22 protein-coding genes are annotated in these 23,772 nt (G+C 52.2%); 18 read left to right on the top strand and 4 right to left on the bottom strand.

Annotated features, from left to right (window positions below; translation table 11 throughout):
* Positions 1-52: 52 nt before the first annotated feature.
* The 6 genes from MCJ35_RS16250 to MCJ35_RS16225 all read left to right on the top strand — a co-directional run bounded on the left by MCJ35_RS16250 (position 53) and on the right by MCJ35_RS16225 (position 4,575).
* A complete protein-coding gene (locus MCJ35_RS16250) occupies positions 53-1,054 on the top strand; it encodes a TRAP transporter substrate-binding protein (RefSeq protein ID WP_420315229.1) in 1,002 nt (333 codons plus the stop codon).
* A gap of 1 nt (position 1,055) precedes the next feature.
* Positions 1,056-1,553, top strand: a complete 498-nt coding sequence (locus MCJ35_RS16245; RefSeq protein ID WP_008718236.1) for a TRAP transporter small permease — start codon at positions 1,056-1,058, stop codon at positions 1,551-1,553.
* Positions 1,554-1,556: 3 nt separating this feature from the next.
* Positions 1,557-2,864: a TRAP transporter large permease gene (locus tag MCJ35_RS16240; RefSeq protein ID WP_008718235.1), complete on the top strand. Its 1,308-nt coding sequence runs from the start codon at positions 1,557-1,559 to the stop codon at positions 2,862-2,864.
* Between the two features lie 124 nt (positions 2,865-2,988).
* Positions 2,989-3,162 carry a hypothetical protein gene (locus tag MCJ35_RS16235; protein ID WP_240299571.1) on the top strand — a complete coding sequence of 58 codons (174 nt, stop codon included), beginning with the start codon at positions 2,989-2,991 and terminating at the stop codon, positions 3,160-3,162.
* 85 nt (positions 3,163-3,247) lie between these two features.
* Positions 3,248-4,159, top strand: a complete 912-nt coding sequence (locus tag MCJ35_RS16230; protein ID WP_025486398.1) for an AEC family transporter — start codon at positions 3,248-3,250, stop codon at positions 4,157-4,159.
* A 59-nt stretch (positions 4,160-4,218) separates the two neighbouring features.
* The gene (locus tag MCJ35_RS16225; protein ID WP_025486399.1) at positions 4,219-4,575 is read left to right on the top strand and encodes a hypothetical protein; all 357 of its coding nucleotides are present in this window, start codon (positions 4,219-4,221) and stop codon (positions 4,573-4,575) included.
* 624 nt (positions 4,576-5,199) lie between these two features.
* Here the strand turns inward: MCJ35_RS16225 and MCJ35_RS16220 are convergent.
* The 4 genes from MCJ35_RS16220 to MCJ35_RS16205 all read right to left on the bottom strand — a co-directional run bounded on the left by MCJ35_RS16220 (position 5,200) and on the right by MCJ35_RS16205 (position 9,071).
* Positions 5,200-5,595, bottom strand: a complete 396-nt coding sequence (locus MCJ35_RS16220) for a carboxymuconolactone decarboxylase family protein (RefSeq protein WP_008718229.1) — start codon at positions 5,593-5,595, stop codon at positions 5,200-5,202.
* Between the two features lie 40 nt (positions 5,596-5,635).
* Positions 5,636-7,033 (bottom strand): pyruvate carboxylase subunit B, encoded by a 1,398-nt coding sequence (locus MCJ35_RS16215; RefSeq protein WP_025486400.1) that lies wholly within the window; start codon positions 7,031-7,033, stop codon positions 5,636-5,638.
* A gap of 247 nt (positions 7,034-7,280) precedes the next feature.
* Positions 7,281-7,982, bottom strand: coding sequence for a hypothetical protein (locus MCJ35_RS16210; RefSeq protein WP_025486401.1), 702 nt, complete (start codon positions 7,980-7,982; stop codon positions 7,281-7,283).
* A gap of 72 nt (positions 7,983-8,054) precedes the next feature.
* Positions 8,055-9,071: a LacI family DNA-binding transcriptional regulator gene (locus tag MCJ35_RS16205; protein WP_025486402.1), complete on the bottom strand. Its 1,017-nt coding sequence runs from the start codon at positions 9,069-9,071 to the stop codon at positions 8,055-8,057.
* 401 nt (positions 9,072-9,472) lie between these two features.
* On the opposite strand from MCJ35_RS16205, the gene nifJ reads away from it, so the two are divergent.
* The 12 genes from nifJ (at position 9,473) to MCJ35_RS16140 (ending at position 23,703) form a co-directional block, all read left to right on the top strand.
* Positions 9,473-12,997: a pyruvate:ferredoxin (flavodoxin) oxidoreductase gene (nifJ, locus tag MCJ35_RS16200; protein WP_240299570.1), complete on the top strand. Its 3,525-nt coding sequence runs from the start codon at positions 9,473-9,475 to the stop codon at positions 12,995-12,997.
* Positions 12,998-13,012: 15 nt separating this feature from the next.
* Positions 13,013-14,122: an isocitrate/isopropylmalate family dehydrogenase gene (locus tag MCJ35_RS16195; protein ID WP_025486403.1), complete on the top strand. Its 1,110-nt coding sequence runs from the start codon at positions 13,013-13,015 to the stop codon at positions 14,120-14,122.
* A gap of 22 nt (positions 14,123-14,144) precedes the next feature.
* A complete protein-coding gene (locus MCJ35_RS16190) occupies positions 14,145-15,296 on the top strand; it encodes an aconitase family protein (RefSeq protein ID WP_025486404.1) in 1,152 nt (383 codons plus the stop codon).
* 13 nt (positions 15,297-15,309) lie between these two features.
* Complete coding sequence (locus MCJ35_RS16180) at positions 15,310-17,142, top strand: aconitase/3-isopropylmalate dehydratase large subunit family protein (RefSeq protein ID WP_025486405.1); 1,833 nt, start codon at positions 15,310-15,312, stop codon at positions 17,140-17,142.
* Entirely contained in the window at positions 17,139-18,053 is a 915-nt protein-coding gene (locus MCJ35_RS16175) for a phosphate acyltransferase (protein ID WP_008718209.1), read from the top strand. The genes MCJ35_RS16180 and MCJ35_RS16175 overlap by 4 nt, the downstream gene beginning before the upstream one ends.
* The gene (buk, locus tag MCJ35_RS16170) at positions 18,050-19,156 is read left to right on the top strand and encodes a butyrate kinase (protein WP_025486406.1); all 1,107 of its coding nucleotides are present in this window, start codon (positions 18,050-18,052) and stop codon (positions 19,154-19,156) included. Before MCJ35_RS16175 ends, buk begins: the two co-directional genes overlap by 4 nt.
* Before the next feature lie 52 nt (positions 19,157-19,208).
* Positions 19,209-20,558: a 2-hydroxycarboxylate transporter family protein gene (locus tag MCJ35_RS16165; protein WP_034577865.1), complete on the top strand. Its 1,350-nt coding sequence runs from the start codon at positions 19,209-19,211 to the stop codon at positions 20,556-20,558.
* Positions 20,559-20,695: 137 nt separating this feature from the next.
* Positions 20,696-21,613 carry an MBL fold metallo-hydrolase gene (locus MCJ35_RS16160; RefSeq protein ID WP_025486408.1) on the top strand — a complete coding sequence of 306 codons (918 nt, stop codon included), beginning with the start codon at positions 20,696-20,698 and terminating at the stop codon, positions 21,611-21,613.
* A gap of 30 nt (positions 21,614-21,643) precedes the next feature.
* Complete coding sequence (locus MCJ35_RS16155; RefSeq protein ID WP_025486409.1) at positions 21,644-22,048, top strand: acyl-CoA thioesterase; 405 nt, start codon at positions 21,644-21,646, stop codon at positions 22,046-22,048.
* Positions 22,049-22,210: 162 nt separating this feature from the next.
* Entirely contained in the window at positions 22,211-22,966 is a 756-nt protein-coding gene (locus MCJ35_RS16150) for a threonine/serine exporter family protein (protein WP_050927294.1), read from the top strand.
* The gene (locus MCJ35_RS16145) at positions 22,963-23,430 is read left to right on the top strand and encodes a threonine/serine exporter family protein (protein ID WP_025486410.1); all 468 of its coding nucleotides are present in this window, start codon (positions 22,963-22,965) and stop codon (positions 23,428-23,430) included. The genes MCJ35_RS16150 and MCJ35_RS16145 overlap by 4 nt, the downstream gene beginning before the upstream one ends.
* Positions 23,431-23,553: 123 nt before the next feature.
* Entirely contained in the window at positions 23,554-23,703 is a 150-nt protein-coding gene (locus MCJ35_RS16140; protein WP_227796164.1) for a hypothetical protein, read from the top strand.
* The last annotated feature ends 69 nt before the right edge of the window (positions 23,704-23,772 follow it).

Genomic DNA, 23,772 nt, shown 5'->3' with positions numbered 1-23,772 from the left:
TTGCCGTATAAAGGGAAAGGAATGGAAAATGGTGAGGAAATTCATAAAGAAAATGACGGCCGTCATGCTGTCTGCCGCTGTGGCGGCAGGCCTTATGGGCTGTGGTTCCGTGACTTCCGGGAAACGGATCATCCGTATATCCCATGCACAGTCGGAGACACATCCCGAGCACATAGGATTGCTTGCATTCAAGGAATATGTGGAGGAACGTCTGGGGGACAAGTACGAGGTACAGATATTCCCCAATGAGATCCTGGGTTCTGCCCAGAAGGCGATTGAGCTGACCCAGACAGGAGCCATTGATTTTGTGGTGGCAGGAACCGCCAACCTGGAGACATTTGCAGGCGTGTATGAGATTTTCAGCATGCCCTACCTCTTTGACTCCGAGGATGTGTATAAGTCCGTGATGCAGGATACGGATTACATGGAGCAGGTGTATGAGTCCACGGATGAGGCCGGGTTCCGGGTTGTGACCTGGTATAATGCGGGGACCAGGAACTTTTACGCCAAGACGCCCATCCGCACCCCTGAGGACCTTAAGGGTAAGAAAATAAGGGTACAGCAAAGCCCGGCCAGCGTTGCCATGGTCAATGCCTTTGGAGCGGCCGCGGCGCCCATGGGCTTCGGGGAAGTGTATACAGCCATCCAGCAGGGCGTGATTGACGGGGCTGAGAACAATGAGCTGGCCCTTACCAACAACAAGCACGGCGAGGTTGCAAAATATTATGCTTACAATAAACACCAGATGGTACCGGACATGCTGGTGGCAAACCTCAAATTCCTTCAGGGCCTGGATCCTGAGGAGTACCAGATTTTCAAGGATGCGGCCCTTCTTTCCACCCAGGTCGAGATGGAGGAGTGGGATAAGAGCATTGAGGAGGCAAAACAGATTGCGGTTAATGACATGGGTGTGGAATTCATCGATGTGGATGTGGATGCATTTAAGCAGAAGGTGCTTCCCCTGCATGAGAAGATGCTGAAGGAAAATCCCAAGATTGCAGACCTGTACCTGTATATCCAGGAAGTAAATGAAAAAGCCAAGGGAGGACAGTAGGATGGAGAACATGCATAAAATAAGAGCCGGAATCATGCGGGTCCTGGGGATTGTGATTACCTGCCTGTTCGCCCTGATGACCCTGATCGGCACATATCAGATTGTGACAAGATATTTCTTTAACCGCCCAAGCACTGTGTCGGAGGAGCTTCTGACCTACTCCTTTACCTGGATGGCCCTGCTGGCCTCCGCCTATGTGTTCGGCAAGCGGGACCACATGCGCATGGGCTTCCTGGCGGATAAGTTTACAGGGCCTGGCCGCAGATACCTGGAGGTGGCCATTGATTTACTGACCTTTGCATTTGCAGGCGTTGTCATGGTATACGGAGGCATTTCCATTACGAAACTGACCATGATCCAGACCACGGCATCCCTGAGGGTGCCCATGGGATACATCTATGTAATCGTGCCTGTGGCGGGCGTGCTGATCATGCTGTTCAGCCTGATGAATGCGGCGGATATGCTGCACAGGGATTTCAGCGGGAAAGAGGAGGTGTAGGAGATGAATATAGCAGTTGCCTGTGGATTGATTATATTAGTGTTACTGGTCATCATGCTTCTGGCCGGAGTTCCCATTGCAGTGGCCCTGGCCGTGTCGTCCATCTGCGCCATCCTTCCTGTGCTGAATACAGGAGCGGCCGTGCTTACCGGGGCACAGAGGATATTTTCCGGCATTTCCGTGTTCAGCCTTCTGGCCATACCTTTCTTTATCCTGGCTGGAAATATCATGAATAAGGGCGGGATTGCCATCCGTCTCATTAATTTTGCAAAACTGTTCACCGGAAACATTCCAGGCGCCCTGGCGCACACCAATGCGGTTGCCAATATGCTCTTTGGCGCCATATCAGGTTCCGGTACGGCGGCAGCGTCTGCCATGGGTTCCATCATCGGGCCGATTGAGGAGGAAGAGGGCTATGACAGGGATTTCTCTGCGGCAGCCAATATTGCCACGGCGCCCACCGGACTTCTGATTCCGCCCAGCAACGTCATGATTACCTATTCCCTTGTGAGCGGGGGAACTTCAGTGGCAGCCCTGTTCATGGCAGGGTATATCCCCGGAATCCTATGGGGACTGGCCTGTATGGCTGTAATCTTTTATTTTGCCAAAAAGAAGGGATACCGCAGTACGGTTAAATACAGCGCCGGAGAAAAGGTTAAGGTATTCTTCCAGGCAATCCCGTGTCTTCTCATGATTGTGATTGTAATCGGGGGAATCATAAGCGGTATCTTCACGGCCACGGAGGGAAGCGTGGTGGCTGTTGTGTACAGCCTGATCCTGTCGCTGTTTTTCTACAAGTCAATCAAGCTTTCCGAACTGCCTAAGATTTTCCTGGACAGCGCGGAGATGACCGGTATCATCATTTTCCTTATCGGCGTGTCCAGTATCATGAGCTGGGTCATGGCATTTACGGGGATACCTTCTGCCGTGTCCGAGGCCATGCTGGGAATCAGCAACAACAGGTATGTGATCCTCTTCATCATCAATATCCTGCTCCTGATTATCGGCACATTCATGGACATGACGCCTGCCTGCCTGATCTTCACCCCTATCTTCCTGCCTATCTGCCAGGCCCTGGGGATGAACACCGTGCATTTCGGTATCATGATGATATTCAACCTGTGTATCGGCACCATCACACCGCCGGTGGGAACCACGCTGTTTGTAGGCGTTAAGGTGGGTAAGAGCAAGATTGAAAATGTGATTAAGCCGCTGCTTTATTATTTTGCCGCCATATTCATTGTGCTGCTCCTTGTCTCCTATGTTCCGATCCTGTCCATGTGGCTGCCGGGACTGCTGGGGTATGTGTGATGGAAGGCTGATTGGGATTTGAATCTGATTCATTCGGGCTGGGAAATATTGCCGTCTGCTGCAGGTCATGTGCGGCGGGCGGCAGATTTTTTTGTGCGGCATGTTTGTAGATGGAAGGCTGTAGATGGAAGGACGCAGATGGCAGGCCAAAGCAGAGGCAGGGGTATGGCAGGCCGAAGCAGGAGGGGCAGGGGTATGGCAGGCCGAAGCAGGGGCAGGGGTATGGCAGGCCAATGCAGGAAGGACAGGGAAATGGAACAGCGGAAGAAAATACGGAAAAGGTGAAATTTGTGGATGAATATGGGTTGTGGTTGGGGGCGAATTCTGCTATAGTACATATCGTGCGTTCAGGCATAACTTGAAAATGGATGAGGGAAACAGGCATGACAGAGATACTTATGAAGGCAGGCTCCTTTGTGGCTATTATCATAATGGGGTATATGCTGAGAAGAAAAGGATTTTTTAAAGAGGAAGATTTTTATGTGTTGTCCAGGATCGTGCTGAAGATTACGCTTCCGGCAGCCATCGTGACGAATTTTACCGGAATTGACCTGAAGCCGTCCATGCTGCTCATGAGCATGCTGGGACTGGGCGGCGGAGTCCTGCTGGTTGGCATTGCGTTCTTGATCAGCGCAGGTAAAAGCGGCGGGGAAAAGGCATTTAATATCGTCAATCTTTCCGGATATAATATAGGGAACTTCACCATGCCCTTTGCCCAGGGCTTTTTAGGGCCCATGGGGGTGGTTGCCACCAGCCTGTTTGACTCAGGCAATGCGCTGGTCTGTCTGGGAGGCGCTTACAGCGTGGCTGTAATGGCTAAGGGGGAGAAGAATAAGTTCAGCGTCATGCCCATCATAAAGACCCTGTTATTATCCGTGCCGTTTGATGCATATCTGCTGATGACCATCCTGTCCTTACTGCATCTGACCCTGCCAGCGCCTGTGGTTTCATTTACCGGGATCATTGCCAATGGAAATGCATTTATGGCAATGCTCATGCTGGGCGTTGGATTTAAGATGACCTTGGATAAAAGCCGGATGGGAAAAATCATAACAATACTGTCCATACGGTATGCTGTTTCCATAGCGCTGGCAGCGGCCTTTTATTTCCTTCTGCCCTTTGGACTGGAGTACAGACAGGCCCTGGCCATACTGGCCCTCAGCCCCATCGCATCTGCAGCTCCGGCCTTTACCGCGGATTTGAGAGGGGATATCGGACTGTCAAGCGCAATTAATTCAATCTCCATTGTAATCAGTATTGTGCTGATTACGGGAACCCTCCTGGTGATTTTATAAACGGCTGCCTGAATAAATCAGACGGGACAGCAATATATATAATAAAAAAGGCTGAAAAGATGATAACTGAGCGGTATATCATTAACTTTTACAGCATAGGTGATAAAAGATTCGGCATAGAAGAAGTAAAAAGGATTTGGATTAATGCTGCTATCAAAGAAAATGAGCGCTGCGGGGTGTTTATAAACGGCGTGATTGAGCATCTGGAATTAATCTGTGACATAAGGGATGAGTGCGGTACGGACAGCCAGGGGCTAAGAATCATAGCTGCGCGCAATCCCGTGCTTTACGAGGACAGTGAAGCATATTTCAGCGCAATACGGAGGGTCATTCTTGATGTGAAGCAGAAGCTTGATAATCCTTATGTGACTATCAGTATATGCAGCACTAATTTTTTTTACTTTGACAGTGTCTAGTGTACTGGCATATTATGTAATGGAAGTATGAGGATAGAAGGCTTCAAGCTGATTGATATGGGCTTGAGGCTTTTTATTTTGCTTTTTCGGGACGGGGAAAGGATATATGTGCGCTGGGGAGGATGGGACGGAGGATGGAACTCATGAGGGCAGTCCATAATAAAGAAACCCCGCACACATGATGGATGCAGGGTTCTTAAAAAGGGGAGGATAAGTATTAAGAATTCTCTTAACATTTTCATTATTGCCTGTTTTTTCTTGAATATACATGTAAAAGAATTATTTTGAAAATAGATGGTTTTCCTTTATGGGTGTGGCCTATTTGGGCTGGACGGAGGAATCGCCCAGTCTTACCGTGTCGGTATGGCAGGTCTGGCGGCAGGGGAGGGAATCAATTCCTTGTACTTAAAGGAAAAAATCCAGGCCCACCGCAACCTTGCAGTGAGCCTGGAAAAAAGGGGAGGATAAGTATTAATTATTTTCTCTTTCGTGTATACTCCTATTATGGACACGTTGCGGGAGAATATACACAATCATGAAAAAATATTTTATTATGCGAATGATTGCACGTCCTCATGTCCCGCCCTTTAATTCTGGAACCGGTAAATCATACCGGCTGGTTATTCAATCTTCCAGGCCTACCGGTTCAAAGAAGTCTTCCAGGCATTCTAATGCCGGGAGCAGTTTGGAAACGCCGCAGGTAAAGAAGATGATGCGGATTACCTCAAATACATCGTCCACGGTAGCGCCGTTTTCCAGGGCAAGCCCGGCATGGACCTTGGTAGTGGTGGATGTCCCTGTTGCCATGCCGATGGCCATGACAATCAGTTCGCGGTATTTTCTTGGGATTTCAACATCCCGTTTATTGCAGTTTAAGTACTGCTGCAAGAATGCATTGACCAGGTTGGGATCATTACCCATGACCTGATGGGAGTTTAACAGGGAGCCGCCTCTGGCTTCCTTCAGTTCTTTTAAAACCTCCTGGGAACGGAGTAGTTTTTCTGGGTTCTGCTGTTTCATTGATACCTCCAGTGATGAATTGATGTTATGTATTTATGTATCACAGATTATATTTGGACCTGAGAAAGTCAGGTGCATAGGCGGGGAAAAGGGCATAGGTAAGTACATCCTCTTCTGTGCGGGCCAGTGGCCCGGCTTCCGCTTTTGCTGCTTCGTAGCCGGGCGCCAGCATGTCCGCCGGTTTTTGGGTACCTGGCTTTTCACTGCCAAGGGCAGCCTCCAGCAGCTCCGGTGAAACCGGGCCTGGAGGCATTCCGTACATTCCGCGGCAGTAATCCTTGATTTCATTGCTGACCATCATGTAGCGTTTTCCTGTAAGCACATTGGTAGTGGCCTGCGCGCCGCACATCTGGCTGGATGGGGTCGCCAGGGGAGGATAGCCCATGTCGGCCCTTACCCTGGTTACTTCTTCCAGGACCTGGGGAAGACGGTCATATAGCTTCATGGCAGTGAGCTGGCTTTCCAGATTGGACAGCATTCCTCCCGGTATCTGGTGCTCCAGGCATCCCACGTCCACGCCAATCAGTTTTGTTTCAAACTGGGCATATTTCCTGCGCAGGGCCAGGAAGCCTTCATTGATGGCCTTAAACTGGGCCACATCTATGTGGGGGTCGCGGCTGGTTCCCTTTAATGCAGTAACAAAACTTTCAATGGGAGGATGGGCCGGTCCCATGGACATGGAAGAGACGCACACATCCAGACCGTCCACGCCTGCGCGGATGGCTTCCCAATAGGCCATCTCAGCCATTCCGCCTGTACAGTGGCAGTGAAGGTGGATCGGCACCTTCAGTTCGGCTTTTAATGCTTTTATCAGGTCATAGGCAGCGGCCGGGGTCATAAGCCCTGCCATGTCTTCCACGTGGAGCAGGGAAACGCCCATTTTTTCCTGCTCTTTTCCATTTTCCACAAATTTTTCTATGGTGTGGAAGGGGCTTATGTTGTACTGGATGGAGCCCTCGATTTTCTTTCCTGCTTTTTTAACTGCCCTGAATGCGGATTCGCAGTTGCGCAGGTCCTGGAGGGCATCAAATATCAGGAATACGTCAATACCAGCCGCCGCAGCTTTTTCAACAAACTTCTCAACAATATCATCAGGGTAAGCCTTATAGCCTACCAGGTTCTGGCCGCGCAGCACCATTTTAAGCGGTGTATGTTTCACATATTTCTTAAATTCCCGAATGCGGTCCCAAGGGTCTTCCTTTAGAAAACGGACCGCCACATCAAATGTGGCTCCGCCCCACATCTCCATACTGTCATATCCCACCTGATCCATGGCGCTGAGCAGTGGAACCATGTCGGCAGTGGTCATCCTTGTTGCAAACAGGGACTGCTGCCCATCCCGGAATTCCACGCTGTTGAACCTGACCGGGGAACCGGCGCCTGCGAAGTCAGAGGCAGAGTGGCCGGAGGGGAATGTTCCTTTCTTTTTCCAAAACACGGATTCACGTCCTTTCGATTTAGTAGAGTTTGCTAAAACGTTAAACTAAATCGTTAAAACAAATATAAATTAAATAATATTTTTTGTCAAGAGGAAATTTGGAATTATTTATGATAACCAGGATCCTGGTTTTTTTAATGGAATGGATGTATTGGATAAAAAAGAAATGACTGGCCATATGCCGTGTCAGTCTGCCTGGTCCTTAAAAAGGGGCGCATGGCAGACTGACATCCATAACAGGCATGGCTTAAATACGGGATATCATAGCTGTCCCGTACTGCTGCAGGTTCACTGCATGGCACAATAAATCGCTGGGCGCCACAAACAGCGCAGGTACCGGTATATCGATGCCGGAGTGCTTCAGGACCTGTTCCACAAGATCCAGGAAGTCTGCGGCCAGGTTGACCGTATTCCTCAATTCTCCTGAACCAAGGAGGGCAAGGTCGTCACTGGGTTCGTTCAGGGCGGAATAGAATTCCTGGGCCAGGACTTCCAGGTCAAGGTTACCGGGGAATAGATCGGAAGGGTACCTCAGGTTCTCTCCCCATGCATCATCTATCATATCTGCCAGACGGATTGTGCCGGGAAGGCCGGTTTCAAGAAGCCCGTCCTTCAGGATGATCCGGTAATCTGTCCCGCAGTCAGCGTAGCACTGGTATACCAGCTGGGAACATACCATGACAGGAACATTGCCTTTATGTATCACTTTATTAAGCAGCTTATCGAGTTCCCGGCATGCCATATTAAGAATCAGGTCGGTGATTTTCTGCCATCTGGGTGTGGGACGGACTGCGCGGTAAATCAATAAGCCCGCAAAGAATATCAAATCAGGATAATCGTACTGCACATCCTCATCCAGATAACGTTTGGCGGCAGCTACTAATGGGGCCGGGTCCTTTTCAGGGGACAGGCGCAAAAGATATGCCTTCTCACCGCTAACACCCCCCATTAGCGGATACAATGACCTTTCCAAAACATATGGCATTCACATTTCCCGGCATATCCGTCTGTATGCGGGGGCTTATACTGCCTTGAATGTTTCGCGCAGCACGATTTCCGGCTCAATCAGCGTATGGACAGGTTCACCGGCGGATACGGACAGGGCATCAATGACCACGCGGATGGCGCCTTCCATAACCTCCCTGTTGGGCATGGATATGACGCTGACAGGGGGGATGGAGTACATGGTGGCCTCCGGGTCAAGGAAGCCGATGGCAAGCAGCTCTACATCCCGGGGCAGTGACAGTCCGTGCCGGTGGAAGGAGTAGAGGGCTCCCAGGGCCATGGAATCTGAATCGCAGAACACTGCCTTTGGGGCGGCAGGAAGGCTGCAGTATGCGTCCGCTCCCTTAACCCCTCCTTCCATGGTATTCTCCACCCGGATGATATGGGCAGCCTCAATGCTGATTCCTATCTGGGAACATGCATTGAGGAAGGCCTGGGTGCGCTGGCCGGTGGCCAGGTATGGCTGCCTGGAGGTCAGGACCGCTGCCTCGGTATATCCTTTCTGCCGGAACAGGCGGGCGGCCAGAAGTCCCATTTCCCTTGTGTCCACTGACACCGTGGAATACTTTTCCGATGTACGGTTAATCAGCACAAGGGGAATCTGCGGTTTCAGGGTTTCCAGATATGCAATGTCCTGGGAGGATGCGCCGCCTATGATGACTGCGTGGTAGCTGTTCTTTATGATACCGTCTGAATGTTTTTCAAGTGCATTGTTTTCATAGGTCTGCACCACCAGTTCACAGTCAAAACCCAGCCTGCGTATGATTCCCTGGAAGCTGGAGAGGAATGAGGCCAGGATGTTGGTACGGTAATCCATGGGCCAGTAAAAGGCAATGATGGGGCGCAGTTTTTCATTGGAGCGCAGGCGCCTGGCGCTTAGGTTGGGCTGGTAGCCCAGGGTATTCATGGCCTGCATGACCCGCTCACAGGTCAGGGGCGAGATGCGCCGTTCCTCTGCCTTGCCATTGATGATCAGGGATACCGTGGTGGGTGAGACCTGGGCAAAGCTGGCTACGTCTTTAATCGTCACCATGGACTGCACCTCCTTTCTGTCAGAATGTTTTCCTGTAAGATGTTTTTGTATGTTCAGTCTGTCTCTATCATACGGAGTGCAGGGGGATTTGTCAAGGATTGGGACATCCGGACAGAGGTAAGGGGCAGACATGGAGGCAAACCAGGACAAAGCCGCAGAATTTCCATTTATTATGAAGACACAGCATAGAAAAATTAAAATATGCACAAATAAGCAAGAAATAAATTGTATGAATGATACAAAATAAAAAGTGGGTATTGACATTTGCTAAAACGTAAAACTATAATAAAGCTAAGCTAAAACGTTAAACTAACACGATAAACCAGTTAAATATTACAATTAATTACAACGAATTCACAATAAGACAGAACCGTATGTCTGAAGAAAGGGAGAAATGGATTATGGGTAAAATCATGAAGACCATGGATGGAAACGAAGCAGCGGCATATGCCTCCTATGCATTTACGGAGGTGGCTGCCATTTATCCTATCACACCTTCATCACCAATGGCAGAGCATGTGGATGCATGGGCGGCCCATGGGAAGAAGAATATATTCGGCACACCGGTGAAGCTGGTGGAGATGCAGTCTGAGGCAGGAGCCATCTCCGCTGTACACGGCGCACTGGACGCAGGCGTCCTGGCATCCTCCTATACCGCATCCCAGGGGCTTATGCTGATGATCCCCACCATGTTCCGTATTGCAGGGCAGCTGAAACCAGGCGTGGTGCATGTGGCCAGCCGCAATGTGGCAACCAGCGCCATCTCAATTTTCGCGGAGCACTCCGATGTGATGGCGTGCCGCCAGACCGGGTTTGCCATGATGGCCAGCTCCACGGTCCAGGAAGCCATGGATTTAGGCGCCGTATCCCATCTGGCAGCCATTAAGGGGCATGTGCCCTTCCTTCATTTTTTTGACGGGTTCAGGACCAGCCATGAAATCCAGAAGGTGGAATGCCTGGATTATGATGAGCTTGGGAAGCTGGTGAATCAAAAGGAACTGAAACGGTTCCGGGATAATGGACTGAATCCTGAAAGCCCGGTACTGCGCACCACCGGACAGAATGCAGATACATATTTCCAGCAGAGGGAGGCTGCCAACCCTTACTATGAGGCGCTTCCGGATGTGGTGGAGGCCTGCATGGACCAGATTAACGGGCTTACGGGCAGGAATTATAAGCTGTTTAATTACTACGGAAGCCCGGACGCGGAGATGGTCCTGGTCGGGATGGGCAGTGTGACAGGAACCATCCAGGAGACAATTGACTACCTCAGGTCCCAGGGGAAGAAGGTGGGGTATTTGGAAGTCCATCTGTTCCGCCCGTTCAGTACGAAGCATTTTTTCCGGGAACTTCCGGAAACCGTTAAGAGGATTACGGTCCTTGACAGGGATAAGGAGGCTGGGGCTGTGGGCGAGCCGTTGTTTGAGGAAATCTGCAGCGTGCTTTTGGATGCAGGAAGCACGGTTAAGGCATATGCCTGCCGTTTCGGCCTGGCAAGCAAGGATACGACCCCGGCACAGGTTGCGGCCATGTATGGGAACATGGAGGCCCCGGACCCAAGGAATCATTACACCATCGGTATTGTGGATGATGTGACCCACCATTCCATCCCCTATGGGGAGGAGCTGGATATCATCCCGGAGGGCACGGTCAGCTGTAAGTTCTGGGGACTTGGCTCAGACGGGACCGTGGGAGCCAACAAGAATACCATTAAGATCATCGGTGACCACACCGATATGCATGTACAGGCCTACTTTGAGTATGACGGCAAGAAATCAGGGGGCGTCACCAAGAGCCATCTGCGTTTCGGCAACTCGCCCATCCGAAGCGCTTATCTGGTGAACAAGGCGGATTTTGTGGCCTGCCATAACCAGGCGTACATTGACAAGTATGATATTGTGTCGGATTTAAAGGAGGGCGGCAACCTGCTGCTTGCCTGTGACTGGAAGGAAGAGGAGCTGGACAGCCATCTGCCCGCGTATATGAGGAAGGCAATTGCGGATAAGAAGATTAACCTTTACATCATTGATTCCGTGGGCATTGCTGCGGGGCTGGGGCTGGGAAGCCGTACAAACACCGTGCTCCAGTCGGCATTTTTCAAAATTGCAAATATCATCCCGGCAGAGGACGCGTCCAGGTATATGAAGGAAGCCATCCTTAAATCCTATGGCAATAAGGGTGAGGCAGTGGTGAACATGAACTACGCCGCCGTGGACGCGGGCGTGGGACACCTTGTGAAGGTGGATGTGCCAAAAGCCTGGTCCGGGCTTGAGCCGGACAGGCCAAAGGACACCGGAGGGAAACCTAAGTTCATCACAAGGATACTGGAGCCGGTGAACAGCATGAAGGGAGATACCATTCCCGTATCCGCGTTCTACGAGGACCATGCCGACGGGACCATGCCCCAGGGAACATCCAAGTATGAGAAACGCGGGATTGGGGTTAAGGTGCCCTCCTGGAATCCTGATACATGCATCCAGTGCAACCAGTGTGCTTACGTATGCCCCCATGCGGTCATCCGCCCCCTGCTTCTCACTGAGGAGGAGGTCCAGGAGGCCCCAAAAGGGATGAAGACAGCAAAGGCCATCGGAAAGGGAGGGGAAGGGTATGTGTTCCACATGGCTGTTTCCGTCATGGACTGCTCTGGCTGCGGAAGCTGCGCCAATGTCTGCCCTGCAAAGGAAAAGGCCCTTACCATGAAGCCTTTGGAGGAAGAGAGGAAGGAGGCTGCAATCTGGGATTACACGGAAGGGCTTCCTGAAATCAGGAATCCATTCGGCACTGCCAATGTAAAGGGAAGCCAGTTTGAACAGCCGCTGCTGGAATTCTCCGGCGCATGTGCGGGCTGCGGGGAAACGCCTTATGCCAAACTTGTAACCCAGTTATTCGGCGACAGGATGTATATTGCAACTGCCACGGGATGCAGCCAGGTATGGGCGACCAGCTTCCCAAGCTTCCCCTACACCACGAATAAGAAGGGGCAGGGCCCGGCCGTTGGCGGTTCCCTGTTTGAGAACAATGCGGAGTTCGGCATGGGTATCTATCTTGGGGCCGACCAGCAGAGGAACAGCCTGTGCCTGAGGATTGAGGAAATTGCAGGGAAGTCGGATGATGGGAGGCTGAAGGAAGCAGCGGTCCAGTGGCTGGCGCATTTTGATGATAAAGAAGCCACCAAGGAGGTAAGCCAGGCGCTAAAGGCGGCGCTTCACAGCTATAAAGGCAGCGCCGTGGCGCAGGAGGCAGCATTTGCCCTGGAAAATGAAAAGCATCTGGTGAAGAAATCCGTCTGGATGTTCGGAGGCGACGGCTGGGCATATGATATTGGCTACGGCGGCCTGGACCATGTGCTGGCATCGGGAGCGGATGTGAATGTGATGGTATTTGACACCGAGGTGTATTCCAACACAGGCGGCCAGGCATCCAAGGCAACGCCTACCGGCGCTGTTGCCCAGTTTGCCGCGGCAGGCAAGCGCACCAAGAAAAAAGACCTGGGAATGATGGCCATGAGCTACGGGGATGTATATGTTGCCCAGGTTGCCATGGGGGCAGACCAGGCCCAGCTGCTAAAGGCAGTGAAGGAGGCTGAAGGCTACAACGGACCGTCCCTGATCATCGCATACGCGCCGTGCATCAACCATGGACTGCGCTGCGGCATGGCAAAGGTACAGGACGAAATCAAGCGGGCGGTCAAAGCCGGCTACTGGCACCTCTACAGATACAATCCGACGCTGGCTGAGGAGGGCAGGAATCCATTCCAGTTAGACAGCAAGGAGCCGGACGGCAGTTACAGGGAGTTCTTAAGGGGCGAGGTACGCTATTCCTCATTGGAGCGGGCTTTCCCTGAAGAAGCAGATGCCCTTTACCGGAAGTCAGAGGCAGAGGCCAGATCAAGGTATGAGGCATATAAGGGGCTGGCGCTGAAATAGGCCGGGGAGGAAAGGATGGATGACATTGTGTCCTTAAGGAATGGCAGCAGGATTTATACCATTGCCCTTATTCCCGGTGACGGCGTTGGATATGAAATCACCAGGGAGGCAGTGCTGACCCTGAAACGGGCAGGGGAAGTATACGGCCGCAGCTTTCAGTTCACGGAAGCCATAGCCGGAACCGCGGCCCTTGACCGGGGACAATGTCCCCTGCCGCGGGAGAGCCTTAAAACCTGTCTGGAAGCAGACAGCATACTTATGGGCAAGCTTGCAGTGGGAAGGCATCCGGGACTGAAGTTTGAGGAAAGGCCGGAAAGCATCCTTGGACTTCTGAGGACAGGACTCTGCCTGAGAAGCGACATACGTCCCTGCTTTTTTGCAGAAGCCCTCAGGGAACTGTGTCCGCTTAAGGAGGAGATACGCAAGAAAGGAATGGATATCCTGATCATACGGGACATTGCGGGAGGCATGTTCACCACGGAGGGAAAATCCTCCAACCTTTGCAATGTAAGGGCTGCATGGGATACGGAAAGCTACGATGAGACCCTCATACGGGATTCTGCCAGACTGGCCTTCCAGCTGGCCGCGTCCAGGAAGAGGAAGGTCACAAGCCTGGACAAGGCAATCCTGCTGTCCAGCAGCGTCCTGTGGCGCCAGATACTGGAGGAAACCCACAGGGATTACCCGGAGATTGAACTAGAGCACATGCTGGTGGATCATGGGGCATTTAAGCTGGTAAGCTCGCCCGATGCGTTTGATGTGATCGTGGCATCCAATGTGTTTGGCGACATCATTGCAGATGAGGCTGCCGGGCTTACCGGTGCAGGGGAATTCCTTCCGGCCGGCAGCCTGAATGCGGAAAGGAAAGGGATTTACTGTCCCAACCAGCTTCACCAGGTGCATGAGGAACTGGCAGGTACGGGCAGGGCCAATCCCGTGGGGATGATCCTGGCAGCGGCCATGATGCTTGAGTATTCCTTTGGACTTGTCCGGGAAGCAGAAGGCATGAAACGGGCGGTGTCCATTGTGATGGAACAGGGGATTCATGGACGCCCGTGCTGGTCCGGCGGGGAACAGACAGCGGACACGGCCGCCATCGGGGAAGCTGTCAGGGAATGTCTATAAAATCATATGAGGTGACAGGAAAATGGGAGAAAGAATGATAGAAAAGCTTCTGGGGGCGGCAAAAGGCGAAATCGCCACCGTTTCCCCGGATATGATACTGATTACCAACGGATTCCCACATGGGGTAACGGAATACGTCACCCAGGTGGCTGAACCTGAAAAGGTACTGGTCATGTATGACCACAACGTACCTTCGGGTTCGCCTGAGGATGCCAGGATTTTTGGGGAAATCCTGGGATTTTCAAGAAAATATGATACCCGTTTCCTCCAGGCAAAAGGAACCGCGCTCCGGTATCTGATGGAGGAAGAGATAAAGCCGGGCCAGATTGTGGTCACCGGTACCAGGCACAGCTCTGTATTAGGCGCCATGGGGGCCTTGGGAATCGGCATCAGCAACACGGAGCTTTCCAGGGTGCTGGCATCGGGAAAATACCATGTGGAAGTCCCGGATACCGTGGGCGTACAGGTGATAGGAAGCCTTGCGCAGGGATGCGGCATCATAGATGCGGCCCTCTGTTTCCTAAAGGAGCAGGCGGATATACAGGGCAAGGCCATTGAATTCATTGGCGGCAGCCTGACGGACCATGAAAAAACCGTTCTGTGCCATATGGCATGTGACACGGGGGCGTATACCGCGTTCTGGACAGAAGAGGGAACAGCTGACTGCGTCCTTGATCTGGGACAGGTAATCCCCATGCTGAGAATGCCGTGCAGTGACAGGAATTCCCAGATAAAGGCAGGGTTCCAGCCTGCTTCGGCGCTGGAAGGCCGCCGCGTCCACGCCGGACAGATAGGGGGCTGCAATGGCGGGATCATGGAAAGCCTGCGGATTGCAGCAAAGATGATGGAGGGACGGAAACTGAAGCTGGGCTTTCGTCTTACGGTCTGCCCGGCCACAAGCGCAGATTACATAAAGGCCATGGAAGAGGGAATCATCACAGCATTCATTGATTTTGGCGCCCAGATCAGTGCGGCAGGCGACCACAGCGTGGTTCCCCAGGGCGCGGGCGCCATGGGGCCGGAAGAACTGCTGCTCACAACCGGGCTATATACATTCGCAGGCGCCATGGGATGTGAGGATGCCCAGGTGATGACAGCTTCCGTGGAAACCATCATGGCGGCATCATTTGATACAGAGGCGGCCATGGATGATTCATCAGGCGGCCAGGCATAGGAGGGCAGGGACAATGGAAAAGGAATTCAAAGGAAAGATATGGAAATTTGGGGATGACATTGATACGGATACCATCATTCCCGGAAAACGCGGCACCATCCCAACCATTGAAGAGATGAAAAAGTACGCGTTTGAACTTTTAAAGCCTGAGTTTGGCTCCACGGTACAGCCGGGTGATATCCTGGTGGCCGGAAGCAACTTTGGCTGCGGCTCCTCCAGGGAACAGGCCGCAACGGTCCTGTCCTCCAACGGTGTCCGCTGCATCATTGCCAAAAGCTTTGCCAGGATATTCTTCCGCAATGCATTCAACAGCGGAATCCTGCTGATTCAGTGTGATGGAATCCAGGATTACTGTGAGGGCGGGGACATGGTCACGGTGGAAGTGGGAAAATGTGTCCGGGTCAACGGAAAGGCATTCCCTGTGGGAACCGTACCGGAAAACCTGCTGGCCATCGTGGAGCATGGAGGTCTCATAGAAGACACCAAGATGAGGATCCGGGCCGGTATTAAGAAGCCGGTCCGCAGGGAGCTGGATGATGCACAGAAACGTAAAAGCGGTTATACCATGGCGGAAAAACTGCTTAAGAACAATGCTGGCCTGGACCATGTGCAGCCGGGTGACATCGTGATTACCCATCCGGACATGTTCATGATCCATGACATCTACACCCCTTATCTCTATGATACCCTGGAGAAAATGGGGGCAGGGAAAATAGACGATCCGGACAAGGTGACCATCATATTCGACCACTGCATGCCCACGGCGGTTGCTAAGAATGACTATGCCCACTACAACGCAGGCATTGCCCTGGCAGGGAAATACGGAATTAAGAAACTCCATATCGGCCAGGGAATCTGCCACAGCATCATGCATGAGGAAAGATATGCAAAACCGGGCCAGATTGCCACTGCAACGGACAGCCACACCACCACATACGGAGGCGCGGGCAACTTCTGTTCCGGAATCGGCACGGCTGAGATGGCGGCTGCCCTGATAACAGGTGAACTGTGGTTCAAGGTGCCGGAAGCCATTAAGATCGTGCTGAACGGGCACCTTAAGGACGGCGTCCTTTCAAAGGATGTAATCCTTAAAATCCTGGGCGACATACGTGCGGACGGCGGACAGTACAAGAGCCTGGAATTCACCGGGCCGGCTGCCAGGGAAATGAGCATGATGGCCAGGTTCACGGTTGCCAACATGGCCTTGGAAGCAGGTGCAAAATGCGGCCTGTTCGAAGCAGATGAAAAAACAGCCGAATATTATGGCATGGCCCTTGAGGAGATTGACTGGGTGAAGGTGGATGAGGATGCTGTCTATGAAAAGGTGCTGGTCTACGATGTCAGCGGACTGGAACCCCAGCTATCCTGTCCCCAGGGGGTTGACAATGTCCATCCTGTCAGTGAAGTCAAAGGCACGAAGATAGACGAGGTCTATATCGGAAGCTGTACCAATGGTTCCCTGGAGGATATGAGGATTGCAGCGGAAATCATGGAAGGAAAAAAAGTGCCGGATAATCTGAGGGTGATTGTGGTACCAGCCACCAACAAGGTGTTTAAGGATGCCATCGCAGCCGGATACATAAGGACATTCATCGAAGCCGGATGCGTCATCAGCCACCCGTGCTGCGGACTGTGCTGCGGGATGCCCTACGGCCTGATGTATGACGATGAGCGCATCCTGTCCACTGCAAACCGTAACTTCATCGGCAGACAGGGAACCAAGAAGACCTTAAGCTACCTGTCAAGCCCGGCTGTGGCGGCTGCCACGGCGCTGGCCGGAGTTGTGACCGACCCAAGGGAAGCCGTACGGCAGATTACAGTGAGAGGAACAGGAGGCATTGGATGATAAAGGATTTTAATCAGTTAAAACAGATGCTTAAGGAGAAACCGGTTAAGCGTACCGTTGCCGTGGTGGCTGCCCAGGATGGACATACCCTGGAGGCGGTCGTCCATGCGGCAAAGGACGGCATGATAAACCCCATCCTGATTGGCAGGGAGGATGAGATACGGGATATCTTAAGGAACCTGGATTACGATGCATCCCTGGCCAGGATCATTTCCGTGGACGACCCAGTGGAATGTGCAAAGAAGGCGGTAGAGCTTGCAAAAGAGGGAAAAGCGGACTGTATCATGAAGGGCAGGCTGGAGACAGGCACCCTGATGAAGGTTCTGGTCAACAGGGAGACAGGAATCCGGAAGAACGATGTGATGAGCCTGCTGGCCTTCATGGAAAGTCCCCATTACCACAAGGTATTCGGAATAACGGATGTGGGACTTCTGACCTACCCCACCAAGGACCAGAAAAAGGCAGCCATACAGAACGCGGTTGCCGCATTCCACAGCCTGGGGGTGGAAACTCCCAAGGTGGCTGTCATAGCCGCGGTGGAAAAGGTGAACCCTAAGATGAAGGAGAGCGTGGAGGCAGACGCCATTAAGGCAGAAGGTGTGGAAGGCTGTATCATCGAAGGCCCTATCAGCTACGATTTGGCCATGGACCCGTCCTCAGCCGGTATCAAAGGATATGAAAGCCCGGTTGCCGGGGATGCGGATCTGCTGGTAATGCCTGATATCGTAAGCGGCAATGTGGCTGCCAAGACCATTACCTGTATCGGAGGCGGGCGCACGGGAGGAACCGTGCTGGGCGCCATGGTGCCTGTGCTTCTTGTATCCAGGGCTGCTTCTGCGGATGATAAATACATGTCCATTGTTATATCCGCTTTGATAGGGAAGGGGAACCAGGAGGTAGACAGACAATGAACCCATATAAGATATTTGCAATCAACCCGGGATCCACATCCACCAAGATTGCGTTGTTTGAAGGCGGGGAGGCCGTATTTTCCAGCAATGTGTCCCACGATTCCCGGGCACTGAAACAGTTTAAGGAAATCAGCGCCCAGTTTGATTACAGGAAGGAAACAATCCTGGAAGAACTTAAGAAGGCCGGGGTTACTTTGGAAGGTGTGGATGCCTTTTCCGCCAGGGGAGGCGGCCTGGCCAGCGTGGACGGCGGGGTTTATGCAATCAATGAAACGCTTCTGGAACATGCCAGGGCCGGGTTTTCGGTAAAACATCCGGCCATGCTGGGTGCGCAGCTGGCAGATGCATTTTCAAAAACATATGGCGGCAGCGCGTTTGTGGTGAATCCGCCGGATGTGGATGAGTTCAGTGATCTGGCCAGGGTAACCGGATGGAAGGGGGTATACAGGGAAAGCAGGATCCATGCCCTGAACCAGAAGGAAATCGGCATCCGCTATGGGGCATCGGTGGCAAAGAAGTATGAGGAAATGAACCTGATTATCTGCCATATCGGAGGGGGCATATCAGTCACGGCCCATAAAAAGGGTAAGATGGTGGACTCTAACGATATTGCCCAGGGGGACGGCCCCATGGCACCCACCAGATGCGGCGCCATCCCGGTCAAGGATGTGGTGAAGGCCTGCTTTAGCGGGAAGTATACGGAGGGGGAACTGTATGAAAAAATCACCAAAACAGGCGGTCTGGTTGACCATCTTGGGACCTCCGACGCAAGGGAAGTGCGCGCCATGATGGAACAGGGGAATACATATGCAAAGCTGGTATATGATGCCATGATATACCAGATTGGAAAATACGCCGGTTCCATGGCAGCGGTGCTGGAAGGGAATGTGGACGGGATCATTTTCACAGGAGGTATTTCCCATGACGGATATCTGGTGGAAAAACTTTCCGGTATGCTTAAGTTTATCGCGCCCATTACCGTGATGGCAGGGGAATTCGAGATGGAGGCCCTTGCGGCAGGCGCCCTGCGCGTCCTGAATGGGGAGGAAAATGCAAAGGCATATACGGGAATCCCGGTATGGAATGGATTTGATGTGCAGTAACAGTTGAAGTTATGGCAAAGATAAAATACAATCTCTTTATGGAGGGAGAACAATGAGCGAAAAAAAGCGTGTGGATTTTAGTGTGTGCGGTTTGAATTTAAAATACTTCCTGCCATTTTTCATAGTGGTAATGGTTGTCACCTACGGCGGGTTCATGCCTACGGTAAAGATTTATTCCAATGATGCAGGCACCTATATGGCGACCAGTTTTATCCAGACATGGGCGTTCCTTATGGCAATCGGCGGGATTTTCTTCTGGCTGGGCAATACGATTCCCATTGTCAGCAGTTATCTGGGCGGCGCCTGTCTGCTTCCGCTGTTCGGGGCTTCCCTGATGAACCATCTGGGATTGATACCTGAGGTGCTGGTGAACGGAGCCAAGGTGTGGATGAAGGGCGGGTTCCAGGACATGTACATTGCGCTGCTTTTAGTCGGTTCCATCCTGGTCATGGACAGGAAGGTACTTTTAAGCGCAACCGCCAGGTATATGCCGGCCATCCTGGGAAGCCAGGTATTTGCCCTGGGCGCATGTGTGCTTGGCGGCATGCTTACCGGCTTCGGCGGGGCTGACGGCCTGTTCTATGTAGGCGCCCCCTGTATGTCCGGCGGTTCAGGCGGCGCGATCACCACGCTTCCGGCACTTTATTCCAGCCTTGCAGGCGCGGACATGACCGGTCTTGCAGGACAGTTCCTCTGTTATGCGTCCATTGCCAATGTGCTGGCCGTATTATTTGCTGCCATTGGAGGCGCTGTTACTGAGAAGATTCCTGGATGGAACGGCAAGGGCAAGATCCTCAAGGCCGGATCCCAGGCATCTGAGGAGGCGATGAAGGAAGTGAAGCGCCCTGCAACCAGTGCGAATTATGTGAATCTGGGAAGCGGGATCTTCATGTCCCTGTGTTTTTATCTGGCAGGTAATGTATTGGGAAGCCTTCCGGTATTAAACAACATAGCCGGACTTGCATGGACCATCATCCTTGCAATCATTGTAAAATGTACAGGCATCATTCCGGATGAGTTTGCTGATAACTGCGTGTATTCCATGAACTTCGCACTGAAGGCCCTCCTTCCCATGCTGATTGCAGGTATCGGGATCTGTTCCCTGAACATCACCGACCTGACCAAGTTCTTCAGCCTTGGGGTGCTGGTGGTCATTGTGCTTGGTGTGCTTGGGGCATTTATCGGAGCCATGATCTTCGGGCGTCTGGCAGGACTGTATCCGTATGAGGCAGGCATCACGGCCGGGCTCTGCTGCTGCAACATCGGCGGTTCCGGAGACATAGCGGTACTGACAGCCGGCAACCGTATGAACCTGCTGGCATTTGCATCCATCTCCACCCGGATTGGAGGGGCGTTGATGGTCATATGGATTGGTCTGCTGTACCCGCTGTTCATGCGGTAAAACAGATGCACCATCTGACAAGGATGGAAGCAGGGACGCTGGGTCCGGCATGACAGCCGTTCCGGCGTCCTTTTTATGGGATGGATTTTATATTATGATGGATGTATAGTATATTTTGGGAAGGAGAAATGAACACCATGTCAAGACAAGGCAATGAAGGGGAAGCCGGGACTGTCCCCAAATTAAATAACGGAGGAAAAATCCGCTGGATCAACACCGCCGGGTTTGAAATCGTCATGTCCAATGGGAAACACATCCTCCTGGACCCGTTTCTGTCAGGGGAGGTTGACGGGGTGGTGTGCCATCCAATGGATATAGAGGCAATTGAACGGTGTGATTACCTTTTTCTGAGTCATATCCATATTGACCATGCGGCAGATGTGGCAAGGATCCAGAAGAAGTTCCCGGAGGTCATTCTTTTCGTGGGGGATTTGTCCGCGGACCCGCTGTGCCAATGGCAGGATATTAACTGCGCGCGTATCTTCCGGGTGAGAAGCAGCGAGGTTTATGAAATGGATGATTTGAAAGTGGAGGTGTTTGCAGGCCGCCATACGGAGTCGCCAAGGGGGTATTACCGGGCAGGCAGGAAATTCCGTAATCCGGACGGAAGCCTGAGCCTGTCGGACTGGTATGGAAACCTGGAGCTTAACAATTACCGTCTGACCCTCTGTGACGGAACGCGGATCATGGTATGGGCCGGTATGACATCGCCGGACCAGAAGAACCGGCTCAGAGGAATACGCTCCGATATATCCCTGATGCATGTCAGTCCGAAGCAGGATTTTAGGGAATTTGCAGAACTGGTGGAGGCAATGGGAACAAAAATCGTGGTTCCCCACCACTATGATTTTACAGAAGGATTTTTCAGGATGGTTCCAGAGGCAATGAAGGATATGAGTGAGGAGAACCAGAAGGTTTTTATTGAAGACGGTGTGTTTCAGATGGATAAGTATCTGAGGGCATTGGGGAATGCGGTCCGGGAACAATCCCCAAGCACGGAACTTATGATGCTGGAACACCATAGATGGTATGATTTTGGCTTTGCACTTTCATAGGAAGGTCCGAAGTGGGAAGGAGGTGGGAAAATGATGTCTGATATGACAATCATGACAAGGGCCGTGATGCCGTCCATGACAAATTTCAGAGGGGTGCTGTTTGGCGGTATGCTGATGGAATGGATGGATGAGGTGGCAGGAATCGCGGCAAAGCGGTTTGCAGGTCCCGAGGTCACCACGGCGGCGGTGGAAGGGATGAAGTTTTTAAGACCCATTCCAGTGGGGGCATTCATAGAGGTGGCCGGAGCTGTTACGGCAGTGGGGAATACATCCCTGAGGGTAAAGATAGATGTCAGCATGGATTCACAGCACAGAGGCGTCAAGGGAGATGAAAAGGTGGATAAGGTCCTTGTGGCAGAGGCGTTGTTTGTCTATGTGGCTCTGGATGAAATGGGGAAGCCCAGGACAATTGAAAAGGAAATTTCCAATACTTAGTACCGCATTGCGCAGTTTGGATGAAACAAGGTATGGCGCCAACCCATTCCCTGTGATATGATATCAGCAGTATGATACAGGCCTCCGGCCAGTCCGGGGCTGAATCAATCTTTTCTGTAATCAGGAGGGACATCCGTGGAGGAGAGCAGGGAAAAGGAAGTAATGGAGGCCGCGTTGCAGGCCGGCCATCTGCTTCTGGAAAATGGGGCTGAGATATCCAGGGTAGAGGAGACAATGGAGCGTATCTGCCAGTACTATGGGGTACATTCCGGCAATGCCTTTGTGCTGACCAACGGCATATTCGTAACCGTGGGGAATAGGAATGAGCCTGTATTTGCAAAGGTGGAGCATATACCGGTCAGCGGCACCCACCTGGACCGTGTGGCGGCGGTGAACCAGCTGTCCAGGGAGATAGAAGAGGGCAGATACACCATCGGCGAGGTGGCAGGAAGGCTGGATGATATCAAACGGATGCCTGGTAAGACAAAGCACATGCAGGTGCTGGCATCCGGCTGCGGCAGCGCAGCGTTCTGTTATCTGTTTGGAGGTAATGCAGCGGACAGTGCGGTTGCATTTACAGCCGGGGTCCTTCTGTATCTGTATGTGCTGTATATAAGCGGGCCGCACCTGTCTAAAATCGTGGGCAATATAAGCGGCGGCGCCCTGGTCACGGCCATATGCATCCTTTTGTATTCGGCGGGAATCGGGAATCATCTGAATTTCATGGTCATCGGTTCCATCATGCCGCTGATACCGGGTGTTCCCTTTACTAATTCCATCAGGGATATTGCGGACGGGGATTATATCTCGGGTTCGGTAAGGATGCTGGATGCCCTTCTGGTGTTTTTCTGCATTGCCATTGGCGTGGGTGTGGGATTTGCACTGGCGGGCTGGATGACAGGAGGGGCGCTGTTATGATATCTCAGGTATGTGCAGCAATGATCGGGACCATTGCTTTTTCCCTGTTATTCGGGGTTCCGAGGAAATACTATCCATGGTGCGGTGTGATTGGGGGCGCGGGATGGGCCGTATATGTGCTGGCGTCCGGCCGGTGGGGGATTGTAGGCTCTTCCTTTGCTGCCACGGTAGTGGTCATTTTCCTGTCCCGGGCATCCGCTGTCATAAACCGCTGTCCGGTTACTATTTTCCTGATATCCGGTATATTCCCCCTGGTGCCCGGAGCCGGGATTTACTGGACCGTATATTATCTTGTCACGGACCAGCTGGGGCTGGCCGTGCATACCGGGTATGCGGCTGTCAAGGCAGCGGTTGCCATCGTGCTGGGGATTGTGGCTGTGTTTGAACTGCCTCAGGGCATGTTTGCCTGGACAGCCGGGAAACTGAGGCGGATTCCGGGATTTTGCAGCAGAAGCCGCGGGTGAAAGGAACAAATTATGAAAAAGTCTTTCGTTTCATTTTAGGAAATATTTCAACAAATGTAATAAGTTTGCTCTATCTATATAGCCGCCTGTGTTTTACAATAATAGTAGAAGGAGGCGGCGGATATGAAGTGGAAAGAGATTGGGCAGGAGGAAGAACTGTTAAAGGAATTCCAGTGGGCAGAAGAACATGTAAGGGATGAAGACGTACCACAGCCAGCCCCGGACGAGTTTGAGATGATTATAAAACGGATTGAGGAAGAGTGCAGAAGGTAACGGCCCTGATGTGATGGTGCATCAGGACCGTTACTTTTTATATGTGGTCACGGCTGCTGTCAGAGCCAG

The organism is Enterocloster sp. OA13, from assembly GCF_022440595.1.
GTDB lineage: Bacteria > Bacillota > Clostridia > Lachnospirales > Lachnospiraceae > Enterocloster > Enterocloster hominis.
Note: the sequence above shows the minus strand (reverse complement) of the source record. Positions and strands in the feature narration are given on the sequence as shown.

Excerpts from the sequence above, each read along its gene's own strand:
- MCJ35_RS16250 (WP_420315229.1), top strand. The coding sequence starts at position 53 with ATGACGGCCGTCATGCTGTCTGCCGCTGTGGCGGCAGGCCTTATGGGC.
- MCJ35_RS16245 (WP_008718236.1), top strand. The coding sequence starts at position 1,056 with ATGGAGAACATGCATAAAATAAGAGCCGGAATCATGCGGGTCCTGGGG.
- MCJ35_RS16240 (WP_008718235.1), top strand. The coding sequence starts at position 1,557 with ATGAATATAGCAGTTGCCTGTGGATTGATTATATTAGTGTTACTGGTC.
- MCJ35_RS16235 (WP_240299571.1), top strand. The coding sequence starts at position 2,989 with ATGGAAGGACGCAGATGGCAGGCCAAAGCAGAGGCAGGGGTATGGCAG.
- MCJ35_RS16230 (WP_025486398.1), top strand. The coding sequence starts at position 3,248 with ATGACAGAGATACTTATGAAGGCAGGCTCCTTTGTGGCTATTATCATA.
- MCJ35_RS16225 (WP_025486399.1), top strand. The coding sequence starts at position 4,219 with ATGATAACTGAGCGGTATATCATTAACTTTTACAGCATAGGTGATAAA.
- MCJ35_RS16220 (WP_008718229.1), bottom strand. The coding sequence starts at position 5,595 with ATGAAACAGCAGAACCCAGAAAAACTACTCCGTTCCCAGGAGGTTTTA.
- MCJ35_RS16210 (WP_025486401.1), bottom strand. The coding sequence starts at position 7,982 with ATGGGGGGTGTTAGCGGTGAGAAGGCATATCTTTTGCGCCTGTCCCCT.
- MCJ35_RS16205 (WP_025486402.1), bottom strand. The coding sequence starts at position 9,071 with ATGGTGACGATTAAAGACGTAGCCAGCTTTGCCCAGGTCTCACCCACC.
- nifJ (WP_240299570.1), top strand. The coding sequence starts at position 9,473 with ATGGGTAAAATCATGAAGACCATGGATGGAAACGAAGCAGCGGCATAT.
- MCJ35_RS16195 (WP_025486403.1), top strand. The coding sequence starts at position 13,013 with ATGGATGACATTGTGTCCTTAAGGAATGGCAGCAGGATTTATACCATT.
- MCJ35_RS16190 (WP_025486404.1), top strand. The coding sequence starts at position 14,145 with ATGGGAGAAAGAATGATAGAAAAGCTTCTGGGGGCGGCAAAAGGCGAA.
- MCJ35_RS16180 (WP_025486405.1), top strand. The coding sequence starts at position 15,310 with ATGGAAAAGGAATTCAAAGGAAAGATATGGAAATTTGGGGATGACATT.
- MCJ35_RS16175 (WP_008718209.1), top strand. The coding sequence starts at position 17,139 with ATGATAAAGGATTTTAATCAGTTAAAACAGATGCTTAAGGAGAAACCG.
- buk (WP_025486406.1), top strand. The coding sequence starts at position 18,050 with ATGAACCCATATAAGATATTTGCAATCAACCCGGGATCCACATCCACC.
- MCJ35_RS16165 (WP_034577865.1), top strand. The coding sequence starts at position 19,209 with ATGAGCGAAAAAAAGCGTGTGGATTTTAGTGTGTGCGGTTTGAATTTA.
- MCJ35_RS16160 (WP_025486408.1), top strand. The coding sequence starts at position 20,696 with ATGTCAAGACAAGGCAATGAAGGGGAAGCCGGGACTGTCCCCAAATTA.
- MCJ35_RS16155 (WP_025486409.1), top strand. The coding sequence starts at position 21,644 with ATGATGTCTGATATGACAATCATGACAAGGGCCGTGATGCCGTCCATG.
- MCJ35_RS16150 (WP_050927294.1), top strand. The coding sequence starts at position 22,211 with ATGGAGGCCGCGTTGCAGGCCGGCCATCTGCTTCTGGAAAATGGGGCT.
- MCJ35_RS16145 (WP_025486410.1), top strand. The coding sequence starts at position 22,963 with ATGATATCTCAGGTATGTGCAGCAATGATCGGGACCATTGCTTTTTCC.
- MCJ35_RS16140 (WP_227796164.1), top strand. The coding sequence starts at position 23,554 with ATGAAGTGGAAAGAGATTGGGCAGGAGGAAGAACTGTTAAAGGAATTC.